Source organism: Aestuariibius insulae (genome assembly GCF_040783535.2).
In the GTDB taxonomy this organism is placed as follows: domain Bacteria; phylum Pseudomonadota; class Alphaproteobacteria; order Rhodobacterales; family Rhodobacteraceae; genus Aestuariibius; species Aestuariibius insulae.
The window spans coordinates 22,450-36,920 of the sequence record NZ_JBFONW020000004.1 but is presented as its reverse complement, the minus strand read 5'-3'; the positions used below and the strand labels follow the sequence as shown (position 1 = coordinate 36,920).

Here is a 14,471-nt window from a genome sequence, read left to right as displayed (position 1 = left end):
AAAAAAGCGGCGTCTACTTTCACGGCGCTCGGGATCTGACCGCTCGGCCTGCGCGGCCTTGAGCGCAAAAACATCGCGTGCGGCGCAAGCCGCTCAGTCAGATCAAGACGCGTTCAGCCCGCATCGGTCCGGCCCCGCCGGTCACTGCGCAGGTTGGCGTAAAGCACATGCGTGCGCCACCGACCGTTGATCTGCAGATAGCTCTGGGCCACGCCCTCGTATTTATATCCCGTCGCCTCCAGAACGCGCCGAGAGGCGACATTCTCCGGCAGGCAGCCCGCTTCGATCCGGCTCAGATCAAGCTGCGTGAAGGCATAATGCACGACAGCCTCGATCGCCTCGCGCATATACCCCTTGCGTGAATAGGCCTCGCCGACCCAATAGCCCGTCGTCCCCGCCTGCGCGGGCCCCCGGCGGATATGATCGAGCGTAATCGCCCCGATCAGCGCCTCGTCCTCGCGCCGGATCAGAAAGAGCGGAACCGCGGTCCCATTGGCGACGGATCGCTGTGCCCAATAGACCCGGTTGGTAAACGCTTTCCGGCTGAGATGATCGGCGGCCCAGGTCGGCTCCCATGGGGTCAGGAACTCTCGGCTCGCCTGACGAAGCGACATCCAGGCGCGGTAATCAGCATGGGTCGGAGGCCGAAGGCTCAGCCGCTCGGTCTCGAGCCGGACGCGCCGGCGCAGGCTCAGAACGCTCACGCCACCGCAGGCAACCGCAGCGCATCGAGCCGGGGTGCCCCCTCCACAGGTCCATAAAGCGTCATCGCGGCTCCGGCGTCCGAAACCAGCCGTCCGGCATGGGCGCGCACATCGCCGGTCGTGACCGCGTCGATCATCGCGACAGTCTCGTCAAGCGGCGGAACCCGGCCCCAGATGGCGATCAGCCGCGCCAGCCGCTCCGCGCGGCTCGACGGGCTTTCCAGCCCCATCAGCAGCCCCGCCTTCATCTGCGCCCGGGCCCGCGCCACTTCTTGCGCCGTCATGTCCGAGGCAGATCGCGCCAGTTCGTCCCAGGTCAGCCGCGCCAGATCGCCCAGCTGCTCGGCGCTGGTGCCGGCGTAGATCGTCGTCAGACCGGTATCCTCAAAGGCCCCGGCCTGCGCAAAGATCGTGTAGCACAGCCCCCGCTTTTCCCGGACCTCCTGAAACAGCCGCGAGGACATCCCGCCACCAAAGGCCGTGGCAAAGATCTGCGCCGTATAAATCTCCGGATCGCGATAATTCGGCCCCTCCAGTGCAAGAGCAAAGTGCGCCTGCTCCAGCGCCTTGACCTCGTGCCGCTCTCCGCTTGCGAACCTCGCAGGCACAAGAGCCTCCCGTTCAGGCAAGGCGGGAAGATGGCCGAATAGCCCCTCGGCCATCCGAACGATCTCGTCGTGATCGACCGACCCGGCTGCTGACAGGATCATCTGCCCCGGTCCGTAATGCTCTTTGACGAACCGCTTGAGATCGTCTCGCGAGAAGGCCGCAACGCGCGCCTCGTCGCCAAGGATCGTCCGGCCGAGCGGCTGATCGGGAAACGCCACCTCCTGCAACCAGTCGAAGACGATATCGTCCGGCGTATCCAGCGCCTGACCGATCTCCTGCAGGATCACGCCGCGCTCCACCTCGATCTCGCCTGCATCGAAGATCGGGTTCAGAACGATATCGGCAACCACATCCATCGCCAACGGCACATCCGCCTCCAGAACACGGGCGTAATAGGCGGTCATCTCCCGGCTGGTATAGGCGTTGATATACCCGCCTACATCTTCGATCGCCTCGGCAATCTGCAGGGCAGAGCGCTTCTTGGTTCCTTTGAACGCCATATGTTCAAGGAAATGGGCGATCCCATTCTGCTCGCCGCGCTCATGACGCCCGCCCGCCATGATCCAGATCCCGATACTCGCCGAAGCCAGCCCCGGCATAGCTTCGGTGACAATGCGAAACCCGTTCGGCAACTCGTGTAGATTGACGCTCAAGAGGCGATCCGTTCCCTGATGATTTCCTGGATCGGGGCGAGCTCTCCCGGAACCCGCGTCACCCGTTCTGGCCGCTCATACAGGTCTGCCATCCGGGAGGGAAGAGGCGGCCGCACTCCCGTTGCGTCCTCGACTGCATCGGGGAACTTCGCCGGATGCGCCGTCGCAAGCGTGATCATGGGCACGGACGGGTCCAGATGACGCTCCGCCACCGCTACGCCCACGGCACTGTGCGGGCACAAAAGCTCTCCTGTCTCAGCCAGCGCCTGTTTGATGGTCGCCGACGTCTCCTCCTCCGAAACGCGATCCGAGCCGTAGATCTCCTTGAGCCCTTCATAAGCCCCTTGCGAGATCCGAAAACCCCCGCTGTCCCGCAGCTCCGACATCTGTCCGGCCACCGCAGCCCCGTCGCGGCCATAAGCGTCGAACAGGGCCCGCTCGAAATTCGAACTTACTTGAATGTCCATCGATGGGCTGATCGTTGGATGCACGCCTTCCTTCACATAGGCCCCGCTTTCCAGCGTCCGGTGAAGGATATCGTTCCGGTTCGTCGCCACCACCAGTCGCTCGATCGGCAGCCCCATCGCCCGCGCGATGGATCCCGCATAGATGTCACCGAAATTTCCGGTTGGCACGGTAAAGCTCACCGGCCTGTGCGGCGCGCCAAGGCTCACAGCGGAAGTGAAGAAATAGACCACCTGCGCCAGCACGCGCCCCCAATTGATCGAATTCACACCCGCCAGCGCGACGCCGTCCCGGAAGTCGAAATCGTTGAACATGTCCTTCACCAGTGCCTGGCAGTCGTCGAAATCCCCGTCGACCGCCAGCGCGTGCACGTTGTCGTCGGTCGGCGTCGTCATCTGCCGCCGCTGCACCTCGCTGATCCGCCCGTGCGGATAAAGGATGAAGACATCGACCGCCGCCAGCCCCCGGAACGCCTCGATCGCCGCCGATCCGGTATCGCCCGAGGTCGCGCCCACGATCGTTACCCGCGATCCCGACCGCGTTAGCGCCGCCTCGAACATCTGCCCGATGATCTGCATCGCGAAGTCCTTGAACGCCAAGGTCGGCCCGTGGAACAGTTCCAGCAGATGATGTCCTGCTCCAAGCTGCACCAAAGGCGCCCGCGCCGCATGTCCGAAGCCCCCATAGGCCGCATCAATCAGAGTGCGAAACTGCGCATCCGAAAAGGCCTCTCCCACGAAAGGCCGCATCACCCGGTAGGCCACTTCCTCGTAAGGCTGACCCGCCATCGCCGCGATCTCATCCTCCGGCAACGCAGGAACCGAAGCGGGCACATAAAGTCCCCCATCCCGCGCGAGGCCCGTCAGCATCGCCTCCTCGAAACTCAGCTCCGGAGCCTGCCCCCGGGTCGAGACATATCTCATGCCGTCCTCGCTCTGATCCGCGAAATCCAATAGCCCGTCATCGCCAGCCAGACGACGGCAAGCGAAAACCACGTAATCGCATAGCTCAGGTGATCGTTCGGAATTCCGCTCGTGTCCACCGGCAATGGCGTCACCCCCGGATCCTCAACCGATGTCGCAGCAAGCACAACCATCACCGGCGCGGTTTCCAGCACGTCCGACATCGCTGCCACATCGCGCCCGAACCACAGATTGCCCTCCGGTGCGGGGGTCGAGCTGTTGACGTCATCGGGCCAAAGCAAATGCCCCGACACGTCCATCTCGTCGGTCGCCAAAACAGTGCCGCGCCCGTCCAGACCTACGAGGCCCCGGTCGACCAATACCCGCATATCGGATGTCTCGAATGCCTGGATGACCCGATATCCGGTCCCCGCCGCGGTGCCTGAATCCAGAACGTAAAGCACGTCGCCCACCGGTGTTCCGCGAAACCGTGTCGCCCGGTACTCGTCCTCCGCCTCGGTCAGGTCATCGCTCAAAGTGACGGGATCCCCCGCCAGCCGCGCTTCGATCTGCGACAGCACGCCCTCTTTCCACTCCAGCCGCTGCAGCTGCCAGACGCCAAGCGCGATCAGGACGGCACATCCTATCGCGCCCAGAAGGATCGGCGACAGATACCGCGTCACGGACAAGAAAAACGCGCGATCAAAACCGCGCGTCCTTTCATCTGGCTCAAAATATGCATCTCCGACATCTTATGCCAGCACAGCGTCCGGTCGATCAGATCGACCGATCCGCGAAATGACTCATCCGCCCCAGATATAGACGGCGAAGAACAGGAACAGCCACACCACGTCGACGAAGTGCCAGTACCAGGCTGCAGCCTCGAACCCGACATGTTTCTCCTGCGTGAAATGCCCCGCTTGCAGACGGACCAGACAGATCAGAAGAAAGATCGTCCCGATCACCACATGAGCGCCGTGAAACCCTGTCGCCATGAAGAAGTTCGCGCCGTAGATATTGCCCGAGAACCCGAAGGCTGCATGCGTGTATTCATACGCCTGAAATCCGGTGAAGATCACGCCCAGCACCACTGCCAGGATCAGACCCCACTTCATGTCTTGGCGGTTGTTATCATGAACCAGCGCATGGTGCGCCCAGGTCGCAGCGGCCCCCGAACACAGCAGAATCAACGTGTTGATCAGCGGCAGGTGCCAAGGATCGAAGGTCTCGATCGACGGGGGTGGCCACTGGCCTTCGCTAAACATCTCCATCGGGTAGATGGCATGCTTAAAGAACGACCAGAACCAGGCCGCGAAGAACATCACCTCCGACATGATGAAGAAGATGAAACCGTACCGCAAACCGATGCGCACAACGGGCGTATGATCGCCCACCCGGCTTTCCGTCACGACATCGGCCCACCAGCCATACATGACATAAAGGACTGCAACGAGGCCCATCAGGAACAGATAAGGCCCGCTCCCATGCATCCAAAGAACAGATCCAAAGAGCATGACAAAGCCCCCGACGGCACCGATAAAGGGCCAGATCGAAGGGGGTAGAATATGGTAGTCGTGGTTTTTGGCTCCGGCCATGGATCGGGTCCCCGTCTGCTCTCGTCTATTGTGTCTCGATGGGTGAGGCCGCGGCCTCTGTCAAGACGGCCTGCCGGGACGTCTCCGGCAGCTCGATCTCGGAAAACTGATAGCTCAGCGTGATCGTGTGCACATACTGGCCTTCGCGGTCGTCCACGATCTCGGGATCGACGTAGAAGCTGACCGGCATCTCGACGGTCTCGCCCGGTTGCAGGACTTGCTCCTCGAAGCAGAAGCAATCGATCTTCACAAAAAAGCCGCCCGCCTGATACGGGGCCACATTATAACTCGCGGTTCCTGCCACGGGCCGATCCGTCGGATTGGACGCCCTGTAATAGGCCAGATTGGTCGCCCCGATCTGCACCTCCATCGTGCGCTCGATCGGCTCGAGCTCCCAAGGCATCCCGCGCGCCAGACCGCCGTCAAAGCGGATCGTGATGGTCTGATCCAGAATCTCGTCCGAGGCGACATCGCTCACGCCCGTCGCGCCGCCAAAGCCGGTCACGCGGCAGAACCAGTCGTAGAACGGCACCGACGCCCAGGCGAGCGATCCCATCAGGAAAACGACCCCAACCGCCTGCGCAGCCGTCTGTTGCGGCGGGCTCATGCGCGACCAGAAGCTCACTGATCGGTCTCCGGAATAATCTGGGGGCGCGCGACGTGATCGAACTTCTCGAACTTGGCCGCATCGCCAAGCTCCAGAACCTTCACGACCGTCAGACCAAAGACGATCCCGACCACGCCGATCAGCGCAACGAGCACGCCGATATTCCGGCCGGACCGCCGGTGGTGAAGCTCGTGCTCGACCTTGTCAAAGCTCATGACACGCCTCCCAGGCGCAAAGCGGCTTCGATCAAAAGCGCTCCGAAATGGACGAAAAGGTAAAGAAGCGAGAACTTGAACACCGCCTTCTCGACCGCATAGCTGTCGGCCTCCGCCGCGGCTTCGTCCCGCCGCCAAATGTCAAAGGCGCCTTTCAGAAACCACAGATTCGCGGCCACCGCGACCGAGCCGTAGACCCAGCCACCAACGCTGGTAAACGCCAGACCGACCGCAACCGGCACCAGAAGCACCGTATAGGCCAGAATGTAGGCCCGCGTTGCCTTGCGCCCGTGCGTGACAGTCAGCATCGGCACGCCGGCATCGTCGTAGTCGGACTTCATGAACAGGGCCAGTGCCCAGAAATGCGGCGGGGTCCACATGAAGATCACCGCGAACATCAGCACGCTCTCGATCGAGACGCCGCCCGTCGCGACCGCCCAACCGATCATCGGAGGAAACGCGCCAGCCGCCCCGCCGATCACGATATTCTGCGGCGTCGACCGCTTGAGCCACATCGAATAGACCACAGCGTAGAAAAAGATGGTGAAGGCCAAAAGCGCCGCTGCAAACCAGTTGGTCGCCAGCCAAAGCAGGACGACGGAAAATCCGCTCAGCCCCAGGCCAAGGCCCAGCGCCTCACCCGGTTCGACCTTCCCCGCAGGGATCGGACGGCGGGCCGTCCGGCGCATCACGCTATCGATATCGGCATCCCACCACATATTCAGCGCGCCCGACGCGCCTGCTCCGATTGCGATGCTCAGGATCGCGACGAAACCGATGAAGGGATGCACCGGGACCGGCGCGACAAGCAGACCCACCAAAGCCGTGAAGACAACCAGCGACATGACACGCGGCTTCAGAAGCGCCACGTAGTCGCCAAACCCCGCCTCTCTGGGCAGGCCTTCGTTAAGGCTCACATCTGTCATACGTCTCTCACCGTAGGGCGGGGATTACCCCGCCGATTGCTTACGCGGGAAACTCTTCCTTCGCGCCCGCCAGCCAGTCGTCATAGACCTCTTGGCTCACGACCTTGACCGTGATGGGCATGTAGGCGTGATCCTTGCCGCACAGCTCGGAACATTGGCCGAAATAGATGCCTTCACGCTCCGCCGCGAACCACAGCTCGGCCAGACGTCCGGGCACGGCATCCTGCTTCACGCCAAAAGCCGGAACCGTCCAAGAGTGGATCACATCCGCCCCCGTCACCTGCATCACAACCGTTGCGCCGACTGGCACGATAACCGACGTGTCGGTTGCCAGCAGGAACTCATCCTCGGAATAACCCGCTTCTTCGAGCTGCTCGATGATCCCGTCGTTGAGGTTGCCCTCCCCGTAGCCGATCATGAAGCTGTCGAAAGCCACCGCCTCGTCGACATACTCGTAACCCCAGTACCACTGGTATCCCGTCACCTTGATCGTCAGATCCGCCTCCGGGATCTCCTGCTGCTTGAACAGGACCGGCAGGGAGAATGCGCCGATAAAAACAAGAATGACGATTGGAACCACCGTCCACGCAATCTCGAGAGGCGAGTTATGCGTGAAGGTCGCAGGTTCCTTGTTGGCCTTAGAATTGTAGCGAACGATCACATAGCCGATCAGTCCCATCACAAAAAGGACGATCGCCGTGATGATCACCAGCAGCATCCCGTCGAGCCAGTGCACATCCCGCGCCAGCTCGGTCGCGGCGGGCTGAAACCCCATATTGCCCTGCTCTGGCGCCCCGATGATCTCGAGGTCCTCGATAGCCGTCTGGGCCCGGGCGGCACCGGCGGCAAGGAAAGCGGCAAGAGCGGCGGAGAGAGTGCGGATTGCGGTCATATCTTGTCCTGCGGAAGACGACCGCAGATGCGGTCCGGTTCGAGCGATCTAAAATCATAACTGGCTCAGCGAGACAAGCGATCCCGGCGCGTCAGATAGACGCTAAAGTCGGCCCGTGGCGACGGCAGTGCTCAGCGGCGGCGATCCCGGCGCGAGCTCATCGGCTGGAAGGCGACGCCCACATGCGCTTCGCAATAGGGCTTGCCCTGCTGAACCGGCAGTCCGCAAAACCAGAAGTCGTCCGTCGCCGGATCGCCCACGGGCCATTTGCACGTCCGCTCTGTCAACTCCATCAAAGAGATCTTCTTGGATCCCTTCTCGACTTCCGACACCTTCGCCAGCGCCTCGGGGCTGATCTCGTTCGCGGAAGGCTGCGGCGGCAAAGGCTGTCCGGCAGGGATGATCGCACGCCTTGCAGCGCTCATCGGAATAACCGGATCGGGATCCGTCTTGGCCTTCGTCTGCTCGGCGGTCTGGGCTCGCGCAGGCTGGGCCGCCGGTTTGGGCGCGGCCTTTTCCTTGACCGGAGCGGCCGGCGTCGCGCCCGCACGGTTCGACAGGCCAAGGCGATGCACTTTGCCAATGACGGCGTTGCGGGTGACGCCGCCCAGTTCCTTGGCGATCTGGCTGGCCGACTGGCCCTCGCTCCACATGCGTTTGAGCGTTTCGACGCGTTCGTCGGTCCAGGACATAGAAGCTTCCTTGATGGCTGGCGGGCGGATCGGCCCGGGCCCGGGAAGCGGGCCTTGAGAAATCTGACGAGGTCCTATTCTAAGCAGAGTGCCCGGGGATACAAGCCCGTGGCGCAACCCCGAAAGGTCACAGGATGCGCGACATGACAGCCCAAGACACCGACGGAATGGGGCTGCGCCGGTTCGGCCGGGTCAACTGGCTGGGCACATGGACACTCGCCAAGCGCGAGGTGCTCCGGTTCCTGAACGTCTGGTCCCAGACCGTGGCCGCCCCGCTGATCACCGCCGGGCTGTTTCTTCTGATCTTCACCATCGCCATCGGTCCAGGCCGCCCCGACGTGATGGGTGTGCCCTTCATGGAGTTCTTGGCCCCCGGCATCCTGACGATGACCGTGATCCAGAATTCCTTTGCCAACACCTCCTCCTCCATCGTTGTCGCCAAGGTGCAGGGCAATATCGTGGATACTCTGATGCCGCCTCTCTCGCCCGGGGAATTAGTCGCGGGCTATATCGCGGGCGGTGTCGGACGCGGCCTGCTGGTGGCGGTCGCCATCGGGGCAGGTCTGGCCCTGGCCTTCGGGATCGTGCCGCAATATCCCGTCTGGGCGCTGGTCTTCGTGGTCCTCGGCTCGATCTTCATGGGCGCGCTCGGGATCGTTGCCGCGATCTTCGCCAACAAGTTCGACCAGATGGCGGCCATCACCAACTTCATCGTCACGCCTTTGGCGTTTCTGTCGGGCACGTTCTACTCGATCACCGCTTTGCCCCCCGCGCTCGAGCTGATCAGCCGGTTCAACCCGGTCTTCTACATGATCGATGGGGTCCGCTACGGCATGCTCGGCGTCTCGGACAGCTCGCCGTGGCTAGGGTTGGTCGTCGTGCTCCTGTCATCGGCGGCCCTTGTGGCTCTGTGCTGGCACTGGTTCCGAACGGGCTACAGGATGAAGCCGTGATGCAACCAAAAGGCCGCTTCGCGACACCATTCTTTGTCCGCTGCGGCGCGGTCTGCGCTGCCGCTCTCTGGGCAGCGAATGCGGCCGCCTTGCCGCAGGACGACCGCTTCGCCTCGATCGATGGCGGAGAGCTGGCCCTCTCGGACTGGGCCGGGCAGCCGATCCTGCTGGTGAACACCGCCTCGCTTTGTGCCTTCACCGCCCAATACGAAGATCTGCAGGCCCTTCAGGACCGGTACGAGGGTGCAGGGCTGGTCGTGCTGGCGGTCCCGTCGGACGATTTCGCGCAAGAGCTGGGATCGAACGAGGAAGTCGCCGAGTTCTGCGAGCTGACCTACGGGATCGACATGCCGATGACGACGATCACCAGCGTCAAAGGCCCGGACGCCCATCCCGTCTATCGCTGGCTCAAGGACGAAGCCGGGTTCGTGCCCCGCTGGAACTTCAACAAGGTCCTGATCGGCCGGGACGGAGACATCCTCGACACCTGGGGCTCCGGCGCTCGCCCTCTGTCGCGCGGCGTGACCTCCGCGGTCGAGGCGGCGCTTGACGGCTGACGGTCAGAACTGGCTGTCCGTCTCATCCGCAAGTGCCTCGGCGATGAAAGCGTCGGGATCGACGGTAAAGTCCTGATACAGCCGAAAATGCCGCGTCTGCATCAGATCCACTGGCGCAAAGCCCGACTTCGTCACCTCCAGAAGCGTCGCACCGGGCAACGCCATCAGGATCGGGGAATGGGTCGCCATAACGATTTGACTGACTTCGCTCTCTGAAATGCGATTCAGGATACGCAAAAGCTCGAGCTGCCTGCGCGGCGACAGGGCGCTTTCCGGCTCGTCCATGAAATAGATCCCCTGGCGCGACAGACGCTCTTCGAAAAACCTCAAGAATCCTTCGCCGTGCGACATGGAGAGAAAGTCGGCAGACGGACTTCCGGCCTCATCAAGATACCGCGCCACCGAAAAGAAGCTTTCGGACCGGAAGAACCAGCCATCCGTGACCTTTGGCAACCATCCCGCCCGCAAAGCATCCGCCAGTTCTGCACCACTGCGGTCTTTCGCCCCGGAATGATCGACCGCACGATACCCCTTTCCGCCGCCGGACTCGTCATATCCCGACAGCGACGCCACCGCTTCGATCAGGGTCGACTTGCCTGCTCCGTTCTCGCCGACAAGGATCGTGACAGGGGTCTCGAACTCAAGCTCAAACTCCGCGCTCAACCACGGAAGGGTGAACGGATAGCCAGAGCGGGCCTCCAGCACATCTTCCAGAACGGAAAGACGCCTCAAGAACGGGGCCGGAAGGGAGATCGGCTTTCGTCTGCGTGCCATGGATCGGCCTTCCAAACGGGGATTTCCGGCCAAGCCTAATTTGGCATCTTTCACAACGCCAACCGATACTCTATGCAAACCCCATGAGCAAAACAGGCATCTTCCGCATCCGACGTCGAGGCTGATCCAGCCTCCCCGTTTGCCTGCCCGTTTCTCACCTTCTTCAAAATCGTTGACCCAAGCCCGCCGCTCCGGCACCAAAGGGCTTCTTTTGCTAAAGGATATGCTCCCATGATCCCGTCCCTGCTGCCGACCTATAACCGCACGCCAATGAGCGTCGATCACGGGCAAGGCTCCTGGCTGGTCATGGCAGACGGGCGACGCTTTCTGGATATGGGCGCGGGGATCGCGGTGAATGCGCTGGGCCATGCGCATCCCGCCCTAACCGAAGCGCTGACCGAACAGGCGGGCAAGCTTTGGCATGTCTCGAACCTCTACCAGATCCCGCAGCAACAGGCGCTGGCCGACCGGCTGGTCGAAGAGACCTTCGCCGACACGGTCTTCTTCACCAATTCCGGCACCGAAGCCTGCGAGCTGGCCGTCAAGATGGCCCGCAAATACTGGTTCGAAAAAGGCGAGGACCGCATGCGGATCCTAGCCTTCGAAGGCTCCTTCCACGGCCGCTCATCGGCAGGCATCGCCGCCGCCGGATCCGAGAAGATGACCCACGGCTTCGGCCCGCTCTTGCCCGGCTTCACCCATCTTCCCTGGGGCGATCACGACGCTCTTGAGGCGGCCATCAAGGAGCCCGATATCGGCGCCGTCCTGATCGAACCCGTGCAGGGCGAAGGCGGCATCCGCCCCTTGCCCGACCAATGCCTCAAGGGCCTGCGCGATCTGTGCTATCAGCACGGCGTCCTCCTGATCCTCGACGAGGTGCAATGCGGCGTCGGGCGCACCGGGCGTCTCTTCGCCCACGAATGGGCCGGGATCACACCCGATATTATGATGGTCGCCAAGGGCATCGGCGGGGGCTTCCCGCTCGGCGCGGTGCTCGCCACCGAAAACGCCGCCTCCGGCATGACCGCCGGCACCCACGGCTCGACCTACGGAGGCAACCCACTTGCCTGCGCCGTGGGTCTCAAGATCATGGAGATCATCGCCGATCCCGCCTTCCTCGAGGACGTCCGCCGCAAGTCGGGCCACCTGCGGCAAGCCCTCGAAGGGCTGATCGCGGCCCACCCGGGCATCTTCGAAGAGGTCCGTGGCTCGGGCCTTATGCTCGGCCTGAAATGCCGCGTTCCTAACACGGACGTCCTCGCCCGAGCCTATGACGAGGATCTGCTCATCGTGCCCGCCGCGGACAACGTCCTGCGGATCCTTCCCGCGCTCAACATCGAAGAGGCCGAGATGACCGAAGCGGTCGCCCGGCTGGACCGCGCCGCCAGCGCCGTGATCGCGGCAGCCGCCTGATCCTCTTTGCCTTCCAAATATCCTGCGGGGGTCCGGGGGTGCAAAACCCCCGGTCCTGCCGCCAAGATCCAGGACCGACATGAACCATTTCCTCGACATCCACAAAACCGCCCCCTCCGATCTGCGGCACATGATCGACCATGCCCGCGAGATGAAGACAGCGCGCGAAGGCCGCCCCCGCGGCGCGCTTGACGACGATCAGCCGCTCGAGGGCCGGATGGTCGCGCTAATCTTCGAAAAACCCTCCACCCGAACCCGCGTCAGCTTTGATGTCGGCACCCGCCAGATGGGCGGAGAGACGATGGTCCTCTCCGGCTCGGACATGCAGCTCGGCCATGGAGAGACCATCGCCGACACCGCCCGCGTGCTCAGCCGCTATGTCGATCTGATCATGATCCGGACCTTCGACGAAAGCGTGCTGACCGAAATGGCCGAATTCGCCGATGTGCCCGTGATCAACGGGCTCACCGACCGGACACATCCCTGTCAGGTCATGGCCGATGTAATGACCTATGAGGAACATCGTGGACCGATCACCGGCAAAAAGATCGTCTGGTGCGGCGACGGTAACAATGTCTGCGCCAGCGTCATGCACGGCGCGGCGCAATTCGGCTACGACGTCGTCTTTACCGGACCCAAGCAACTCGATCCCGAAGAGGACTGGCAAGGCCTTGTGCGCACAGCGGGGCAAAGCTTCAGCATCGAACGGGATGCGGCCAAGGCGGTCGAGGGCGCGGATCTAATCTTCGCCGATACCTGGGTCTCCATGCACGACGCCCAATCGGCGCGCGAGCGGCGGCACAACATGCTCCGCCCCTATCAGGTCAACGAAGAGCTGATGGCAAAGGCCAAACCGGACGCCCTCTTCATGCATTGCCTGCCCGCCCACCGCGAAGAGGAAGTCACCAGCGCCGTCATGGACGGTCCGCAATCGGTGATCTTCGACGAGGCAGAGAACCGGCTGCATGCGCAAAAGGCTGTTATGCGCTGGTGCCTTGGGGTCTGACGCTGCCCGAACGTCACCGGCTGGTTGACCGCCCCCGCCGCCCTACCCTTCGTGTCACCTGAATAAGAAGGACGCCTCGCATGACGGATATGGCTCATCTCGGTCTTTATGGCCTCGGCACGATGGGATCGGCGCTGGCGCTGAACATCTTGGACAACGGCTTCCCGCTAGCGGTCTCCAACCGAACCGATCAGGTGGCGCGGGACTTCGCCCGCGAATCCGGGGATCTCGGTGAAAAGCTGACGACCTATGACGACCTCACCGCGATGATCAAAGGCATGAGCGCCCCCCGCGCCATCATCGCCATGGTTCCAGCCTCCGCCATCGACGACGTTATCGCGGATATGATCCCGCATCTGGACAAAGGCGACACGATCATCGACGCGGGCAACACAGATTACACTGACACGATCCGCCGCACCAAAGAGCTCGAAGAGAAGGGCCTCAGCTTCATCGGCATGGGCGTCTCGGGCGGAGAGGACGGCGCCCGGCACGGCCCCTCCATCATGGTCGGCGGTACCCCCGATGCGTGGGAGGGCATGCGCCCGGTGATCGAGGCGATCGCCGCCGATTACGAGGGCACGCCCTGCGCCGCCCATCTTGGCCCGGACGGGGCAGGCCATTTCGTCAAGACCGTTCATAACGGCATCGAATACGCGGATATGGAGCTCATCGCCGAGATCTACGGCCTCATGCGCTATGGCGGCGGCATGTCGCCTGCCGCCATCGGCGAGCAGTTCACGTCCTGGAACGACGGGCGCCTCGCCTCCTTTCTGATCGAGATCACCGGCAAGATCCTCGCCTACGACTGGAAAGGCGGCCCGGCGGTCGACCGCATCCTCGACAGCGCCGGCCAAAAGGGGACAGGCCGCTGGACCGTCATCGAGGCGATCAAGCTCGGCAGCCACGCTTCGGCCATCGAAGCGGCCGTCGGAGGCCGGGTCCTCTCCGCCCTCAAGGAAGAACGGCAAACGGGCGAGGCCACCTTCGGCGCCATGCGCGATGCCATCGATCTAGATCTGGCAACCTATGAAAAGGCCTTCCTCGCCGCCCGCATCATCGCCTATGCGCAAGGCTTCGACATTCTCAAAATCGCCTCCGAAGAAAACGGCTGGGACCTCGATCACGCCCGCATCGCCGAAATCTGGCGCGCAGGTTGCATCATCCGCTCCGCCCTGCTCGACGACATCTCGGAGGCGTTCCGCAGCGATGACCTGCCCCATGGCCGCCTCCTCTTCGCCCCCTCCTTCACCGATCTTCTCACGAACGGCACGGATGCAATGCGCACCCTCGTCTGCGCCGCCACCGGAGCGGGCCATCCGATCCCCGCCTTCTCCGCCGCCCTCTCCTGGTTCGACGGCTTCCGCCAGTCGCGCGGCACCGCCGATCTGATCCAGGCCCAGCGGGATTTCTTCGGCCGCCATGGCTTCGTGGACCTGAACGGCAATACCGATCAGCACGGACCCTGGTGGGACTGAACCCTCCTTCATCTGGCCAAAAGTACTCCC

The 14,471-nt window shown here is 62.9% G+C and carries 16 protein-coding genes; 5 read left to right on the top strand and 11 right to left on the bottom strand.

All coding sequences use genetic code 11. The features are described 5' to 3' along the window. Positions 1-113 precede the first annotated feature (113 nt). From AAD018_RS11720 to AAD018_RS11675, 10 genes are all read right to left on the bottom strand, one after another. Positions 114-704 carry a GNAT family N-acetyltransferase gene (locus tag AAD018_RS11720; protein WP_367314270.1) on the bottom strand — a complete coding sequence of 197 codons (591 nt, stop codon included), beginning with the start codon at positions 702-704 and terminating at the stop codon, positions 114-116. Further along, a complete protein-coding gene (locus AAD018_RS11715) occupies positions 701-1,966 on the bottom strand; it encodes a M16 family metallopeptidase (RefSeq protein ID WP_367314269.1) in 1,266 nt (421 codons plus the stop codon). Before AAD018_RS11715 ends, AAD018_RS11720 begins: the two co-directional genes overlap by 4 nt. Beyond that, positions 1,963-3,354 (bottom strand): threonine synthase, encoded by a 1,392-nt coding sequence (gene thrC, locus AAD018_RS11710; protein WP_367314268.1) that lies wholly within the window; start codon positions 3,352-3,354, stop codon positions 1,963-1,965. Before thrC ends, AAD018_RS11715 begins: the two co-directional genes overlap by 4 nt. Then, positions 3,351-4,016 carry an SURF1 family protein gene (locus tag AAD018_RS11705; RefSeq protein ID WP_367315181.1) on the bottom strand — a complete coding sequence of 222 codons (666 nt, stop codon included), beginning with the start codon at positions 4,014-4,016 and terminating at the stop codon, positions 3,351-3,353. The genes thrC and AAD018_RS11705 overlap by 4 nt, the downstream gene beginning before the upstream one ends. A gap of 120 nt (positions 4,017-4,136) precedes the next feature. After that, positions 4,137-4,928 (bottom strand): cytochrome c oxidase subunit 3, encoded by a 792-nt coding sequence (locus tag AAD018_RS11700; protein ID WP_367314267.1) that lies wholly within the window; start codon positions 4,926-4,928, stop codon positions 4,137-4,139. Positions 4,929-4,953: 25 nt separating this feature from the next. Further along, positions 4,954-5,535 (bottom strand): cytochrome c oxidase assembly protein, encoded by a 582-nt coding sequence (locus AAD018_RS11695; protein WP_367315180.1) that lies wholly within the window; start codon positions 5,533-5,535, stop codon positions 4,954-4,956. A 14-nt stretch (positions 5,536-5,549) separates the two neighbouring features. Next, on the bottom strand, positions 5,550-5,750 hold the full coding sequence (locus AAD018_RS11690) for a hypothetical protein (RefSeq protein ID WP_367314266.1): 201 nt from the start codon (positions 5,748-5,750) through the stop codon (positions 5,550-5,552). Beyond that, positions 5,747-6,676, bottom strand: a complete 930-nt coding sequence (gene cyoE, locus AAD018_RS11685) for a heme o synthase (protein ID WP_367314265.1) — start codon at positions 6,674-6,676, stop codon at positions 5,747-5,749. Before cyoE ends, AAD018_RS11690 begins: the two co-directional genes overlap by 4 nt. Positions 6,677-6,716: 40 nt before the next feature. Beyond that, complete coding sequence (coxB, locus tag AAD018_RS11680) at positions 6,717-7,568, bottom strand: cytochrome c oxidase subunit II (protein WP_367314264.1); 852 nt, start codon at positions 7,566-7,568, stop codon at positions 6,717-6,719. Between the two features lie 131 nt (positions 7,569-7,699). Beyond that, positions 7,700-8,260, bottom strand: coding sequence for a GcrA family cell cycle regulator (locus AAD018_RS11675; protein ID WP_367314263.1), 561 nt, complete (start codon positions 8,258-8,260; stop codon positions 7,700-7,702). A 134-nt stretch (positions 8,261-8,394) separates the two neighbouring features. Between AAD018_RS11675 and AAD018_RS11670 the strand changes: the two genes are divergently transcribed. Together AAD018_RS11670 and AAD018_RS11665 are read left to right on the top strand one after the other, a co-directional pair. Beyond that, entirely contained in the window at positions 8,395-9,213 is an 819-nt protein-coding gene (locus AAD018_RS11670; protein ID WP_412005264.1) for an ABC transporter permease, read from the top strand. Further along, positions 9,213-9,770, top strand: coding sequence for a glutathione peroxidase (locus AAD018_RS11665; RefSeq protein ID WP_367315179.1), 558 nt, complete (start codon positions 9,213-9,215; stop codon positions 9,768-9,770). The genes AAD018_RS11670 and AAD018_RS11665 overlap by 1 nt, the downstream gene beginning before the upstream one ends. 3 nt (positions 9,771-9,773) lie before the next feature. Here AAD018_RS11665 and AAD018_RS11660 read toward each other — a convergent pair whose 3' ends face one another. Further along, a complete protein-coding gene (locus tag AAD018_RS11660; RefSeq protein WP_367314261.1) occupies positions 9,774-10,544 on the bottom strand; it encodes an AAA family ATPase in 771 nt (256 codons plus the stop codon). Positions 10,545-10,775: 231 nt separating this feature from the next. Here AAD018_RS11660 and AAD018_RS11655 point away from each other — a divergent pair, with 231 nt between their 5' ends. The 3 genes from AAD018_RS11655 to gndA all read left to right on the top strand — a co-directional run bounded on the left by AAD018_RS11655 (position 10,776) and on the right by gndA (position 14,441). After that, positions 10,776-11,957 (top strand): aspartate aminotransferase family protein, encoded by a 1,182-nt coding sequence (locus AAD018_RS11655; RefSeq protein WP_367314260.1) that lies wholly within the window; start codon positions 10,776-10,778, stop codon positions 11,955-11,957. 79 nt (positions 11,958-12,036) lie between these two features. Continuing rightward, a complete protein-coding gene (argF, locus tag AAD018_RS11650) occupies positions 12,037-12,963 on the top strand; it encodes an ornithine carbamoyltransferase (RefSeq protein ID WP_367314259.1) in 927 nt (308 codons plus the stop codon). An 80-nt stretch (positions 12,964-13,043) separates the two neighbouring features. After that, on the top strand, positions 13,044-14,441 hold the full coding sequence (gene gndA / locus AAD018_RS11645; protein WP_367314258.1) for an NADP-dependent phosphogluconate dehydrogenase: 1,398 nt from the start codon (positions 13,044-13,046) through the stop codon (positions 14,439-14,441). The last annotated feature ends 30 nt before the right edge of the window (positions 14,442-14,471 follow it).

Bases quoted from the DNA above. Each gene is read 5' to 3' on its own strand.
- AAD018_RS11690 (WP_367314266.1), bottom strand. From the start codon at position 5,750: ATGAGCTTTGACAAGGTCGAGCACGAGCTTCACCACCGGCGGTCCGGC.
- AAD018_RS11670 (WP_412005264.1), top strand. From the start codon at position 8,395: ATGCGCGACATGACAGCCCAAGACACCGACGGAATGGGGCTGCGCCGG.
- argF (WP_367314259.1), top strand. From the start codon at position 12,037: ATGAACCATTTCCTCGACATCCACAAAACCGCCCCCTCCGATCTGCGG.
- AAD018_RS11675 (WP_367314263.1), bottom strand. From the start codon at position 8,260: ATGTCCTGGACCGACGAACGCGTCGAAACGCTCAAACGCATGTGGAGC.
- thrC (WP_367314268.1), bottom strand. From the start codon at position 3,354: ATGAGATATGTCTCGACCCGGGGGCAGGCTCCGGAGCTGAGTTTCGAG.
- cyoE (WP_367314265.1), bottom strand. From the start codon at position 6,676: ATGACAGATGTGAGCCTTAACGAAGGCCTGCCCAGAGAGGCGGGGTTT.
- AAD018_RS11665 (WP_367315179.1), top strand. From the start codon at position 9,213: ATGCAACCAAAAGGCCGCTTCGCGACACCATTCTTTGTCCGCTGCGGC.
- coxB (WP_367314264.1), bottom strand. From the start codon at position 7,568: ATGACCGCAATCCGCACTCTCTCCGCCGCTCTTGCCGCTTTCCTTGCC.
- AAD018_RS11695 (WP_367315180.1), bottom strand. From the start codon at position 5,535: ATGAGCCCGCCGCAACAGACGGCTGCGCAGGCGGTTGGGGTCGTTTTC.
- gndA (WP_367314258.1), top strand. From the start codon at position 13,044: ATGACGGATATGGCTCATCTCGGTCTTTATGGCCTCGGCACGATGGGA.
- AAD018_RS11655 (WP_367314260.1), top strand. From the start codon at position 10,776: ATGATCCCGTCCCTGCTGCCGACCTATAACCGCACGCCAATGAGCGTC.
- AAD018_RS11660 (WP_367314261.1), bottom strand. From the start codon at position 10,544: ATGGCACGCAGACGAAAGCCGATCTCCCTTCCGGCCCCGTTCTTGAGG.
- AAD018_RS11700 (WP_367314267.1), bottom strand. From the start codon at position 4,928: ATGGCCGGAGCCAAAAACCACGACTACCATATTCTACCCCCTTCGATC.